General features: G+C 56.7%; 5 protein-coding genes and 1 pseudogene. 2 read left to right on the top strand and 4 right to left on the bottom strand.

What is annotated here, in order from left to right; translation table 11 throughout:
• The first annotated feature begins 167 nt into the window (after positions 1-167).
• Entirely contained in the window at positions 168-326 is a 159-nt protein-coding gene (locus tag ACR3FF_RS26405; RefSeq protein ID WP_458191058.1) for a hypothetical protein, read from the top strand.
• A gap of 27 nt (positions 327-353) precedes the next feature.
• Here the strand turns inward: ACR3FF_RS26405 and ACR3FF_RS26400 are convergent, their stop codons facing one another.
• Entirely contained in the window at positions 354-1,133 is a 780-nt protein-coding gene (locus ACR3FF_RS26400; RefSeq protein ID WP_458191057.1) for an enoyl-CoA hydratase/isomerase family protein, read from the bottom strand.
• A gap of 355 nt (positions 1,134-1,488) precedes the next feature.
• Here ACR3FF_RS26400 and ACR3FF_RS26395 point away from each other — a divergent pair, with 355 nt between their 5' ends.
• Positions 1,489-1,644 carry a hypothetical protein gene (locus ACR3FF_RS26395; protein ID WP_458191056.1) on the top strand — a complete coding sequence of 52 codons (156 nt, stop codon included), beginning with the start codon at positions 1,489-1,491 and terminating at the stop codon, positions 1,642-1,644.
• Between the two features lie 9 nt (positions 1,645-1,653).
• Here the strand turns inward: ACR3FF_RS26395 and ACR3FF_RS26390 are convergent, their stop codons facing one another.
• The 3 genes and pseudogenes from ACR3FF_RS26390 to ACR3FF_RS26380 form a co-directional block, all read right to left on the bottom strand.
• The gene (locus ACR3FF_RS26390; protein WP_458191055.1) at positions 1,654-2,001 is read right to left on the bottom strand and encodes an outer membrane protein assembly factor BamB family protein; all 348 of its coding nucleotides are present in this window, start codon (positions 1,999-2,001) and stop codon (positions 1,654-1,656) included.
• Positions 1,943-2,416 (bottom strand): annotated as a pseudogene (locus tag ACR3FF_RS26385) (alpha/beta hydrolase fold domain-containing protein); the annotation flags it as partial. The pseudogene ACR3FF_RS26385 and the gene ACR3FF_RS26390, both read right to left, overlap by 59 nt.
• A 178-nt stretch (positions 2,417-2,594) precedes the next feature.
• Positions 2,595-3,161 (bottom strand): multicopper oxidase domain-containing protein, encoded by a 567-nt coding sequence (locus ACR3FF_RS26380; RefSeq protein ID WP_458191054.1) that lies wholly within the window; start codon positions 3,159-3,161, stop codon positions 2,595-2,597.
• Positions 3,162-3,262: the final 101 nt, after the last annotated feature.

The raw sequence follows: 3,262 nt of genomic DNA, 5'->3' as shown, positions 1-3,262 counted from the left end.
TCAACATATTCACGCCCCATCACAGCATCCAAGACAGTCTTCGTCTTATTTCGCGGTCTTTACCGTGTGAGGCGCAGCTTTTGCCGATGCAGTTATCGAGAGAGTGGACAACTAGCGAGATTGCGAGAGCTACTACCCTGAACCCGTCGACAGGGGAAGTCAGCGATTTGCAAGCGCGTGTTGACGAGTACGGCGAAAGCCTTCAAGCACATCTCCCGAATCCGGACGAAGTGACTATCATTGAGTACGCGGAGGCAGTGATGCAAGCAGCGAAACGCAAACGACAGTTCTTGGAACTCTGCGAGCGATACTACCGTGACGACTAATTCTAGAAGAGTCACTGAGTAACTGGACTACGTACCAGGCCACTCGGGCTCACGCTTATCGAGGAACGCATCGATGCCCTCGTTCGCGTCGTCTGTCGTACACAGCGAGGCGAACTGCTCGTTCGAGTACTCGAGGGCGGTGTCATAGTCCAGATCGTTCATCACGTAATAGGCCTGTTTGCCCATCTGAACGGCGACCGGACTCTTCTCTGCGATTGACTCTGCAAGCGCAATTGCCTCCTCTTGGAGGTCGTCCTCAGGGACGACGCGATTAACGAGTCCCCAGTCAAGTGCAGTCTCGGCATCAATGAGCTCGCCTGTCAACAGGAGTTCGAGACACCGTTTCTGCGTAAGCGAGCGCATCAACGGCACAGCAGGCCCCATACAGAACAATCCCACTTTGGGGGCGGTCGCACCGAGTTTGGTTCCTTCCGCGAGTATCGCAAGATCGCACGCGGCAACGAGGCCGATTCCGTTCGCGGCGGCGTGACCATGGGCTGCCGCAATGACGGGCGTCCGCATGTGTACGAGCGTTTGAAATGGCTTCTCCATCTGTCCAACCCATTTTTTATACTCCCGTTGGGTATCAAAATCGCCGTGCTCAGTCAGGTCAATTCCCGCTGAAAACACGTTCCCAGCACCCTCGACGATGATGGCTCGAACGTCATCATTCTCATCGAGTTCCCGAAGAGCATCATCGAGATCTTGAGCTAATCCCGTGCTAAATGTGTTCATCGCCTTCGGGCGGTTAAGCGTGATCGTCGAGATACGTCCTTCGATGTCTACCGTGACTGCCTCGGAAGCCATATGACGAATCACACGTCGGAACGAAATAATCGTTCAGGGCTACGAGGCCAGCATCAAGTTCCGCATATATCGGGCGTTGCGGGACTCCACACCGCTGTCACCGCCGCGTGTGGAGTCCGGATCTGGTTCGCGGTCAGCCAGTACGTGCCATCTAAATCGGCATCCATGGCGAGTCCCAGGTCAGCCAAATGCCCAGCTAAACGAACGCGATTCAACCCCGCGCTAAAGCACGGCGTTTTCTCGCTACCACAAGATAAGCCACACACCACACTTCGATGATTATCAGCTGACCCGTGAGTCATGGCGACGGCTGACGCCCCGAACACCTTTCTAATCCCAGTACCATCCCTCTCTCATGACGATTCTCGCACTCGCAGAGACAGCGCACGCGCCCGACCCAGACTGCGATCTGAGCGAGGGCACCATTCGGGCCGCAGAAGAGAAAGACGTCGCCCCAAGCGAGACGGATCTCCGACTGTGTCCCGACTGTTTCCCCGAACAAGCACACTGATCGAAGGTTTTAGTGCATACCCGTGTCTCCGGCCGCCGTCCACCGAACAGCCCCGGAGTTGCGGTCGAGCGCAAACATGCGCCCCGCAACGAACGATGCGTCCTCACAACCGGTTGATCGACAGGCTCGTTGATAGGTGAATCCGACGTTTACGGTATCGCCACCGATGGCTGGCGGCGTGGTCGGCATACCGATGCCGTCGAACTCCCCACCATCGAACGTCCATCGGATGCTGCCATCTGTGGACTCGAAGGCGACGAGTTTGCTTTTTCCAGTGCTGATAGCACAGACGATACCGTCAGCGATCGTCGGGTAGCGACAGCCCGCATCGGCATCGAACATTTCGGTGTCCCACACGTTCGCCAAGGGGAAGGCGTCCGAAGAGAACCCACGACCAGCACGGCCAGTACTCGACTTGTCGTGGCGATATAGCTGCCAAAATGAAGATTGAATAGAAGCCGGTGCTGCGGGGAAAGCTGGGCCCTTTCTCCGGGTAAGGTGACGTGATTCTGTGGAGGATGTCGACGTTGGTGCCGACTGGCCTGTCGAGTGACGGGACGAGAGACAACCCGTAATTCCTGTAAGCCCAGGTGCAAAGAGAGTGAGAAAGCGGCGGCGGTTCATAGGTGCAATGAATGTCACTCTGATAAATGTTTTCTCCCTTAGGATACGATAGGGCTTGATACTCAATCCAAGGCCCGTCTCGCTCGACGGCCATGAGCGATGACACTGCCGCCAGCGTACCACCCGCACTTTTTCCGGCAACCGCTAGCCCCCAGTCGACCTGCTCTCTTCTGACAATCGTTCAACGATGATCGAGGCGGTCTGCTCTCGTTGGTGGATTGGCATCGCGTTCGGTAGCACGCATCGCAAAGTCATCGACGATGCTGCAGATGTCGGCTCCGCTGCGCTATTTTTTCGGCGATCTTCTCATAATTCATCGTTTCCTCTCATAACCCATCGTTTCCTTCGTTCCGCACTCGGCCATCGGAGTTGCCAGCGACGACCTCGAACGGTCGCATCATCGACTGGTCCTCGTGTTCGAGAATGTGGCAGTGCCAAGGGTACGTGCCGGTGAAGTCCCCGAACTGGGTGATGATTTTGACGGTCTCGCCGGGATTGACGCGAACGACGTCCTTCAGGCCGCGCTCATTGGGGTCGGGGTCGTCGGTTCCGTCGGGACCGCGGCCGATGATCTGGAACGTGACGAGATGGAGGTGTATGGGATGGGTGTGCACGGTGTCGTTCTCGAGTTCCCAGATCTCGGTCGTCCCGAGTTGTGGCTTCGCGTCCACACCCTCGTCGTGGAATGTTTTCCCGTTCAGTACGTGAGTGGGGAGCCCGTTCTCCATCCGCATACCCATCGACATGTGTCGAGTTTCCTTTGTCGCCTGTGTGTTGTATCTCGGTTTATTCGGCAGTTTCAGGTCCTGCGGGTGCGCGCTGTCGTCAGTGACCTCGTGAGCCGGTTCGGTGACGCGAAACTGCATAATCTCGCCAATGTCGGTAGTTCCCATCGTTCCTGATTACTGACTCGGTTTCTGGGGCGAGACGAGAGTAGCTGGCGCGGATGAGCGAATGATTCAACCAAAGACGGCGGTCTCACTCCAGTGAGAGC

This window comes from Haladaptatus ordinarius (assembly GCF_054177595.1).
Note: the sequence above shows the minus strand (reverse complement) of the source record. Positions and strands in the feature narration are given on the sequence as shown.

What these genes read in the sequence shown, in the direction of transcription:
- ACR3FF_RS26400 (WP_458191057.1), bottom strand. Translation starts at nt 1,133, where the DNA reads ATGGCTTCCGAGGCAGTCACGGTAGACATCGAAGGACGTATCTCGACG.
- ACR3FF_RS26380 (WP_458191054.1), bottom strand. Translation starts at nt 3,161, where the DNA reads ATGGGAACTACCGACATTGGCGAGATTATGCAGTTTCGCGTCACCGAA.
- ACR3FF_RS26395 (WP_458191056.1), top strand. Translation starts at nt 1,489, where the DNA reads ATGACGATTCTCGCACTCGCAGAGACAGCGCACGCGCCCGACCCAGAC.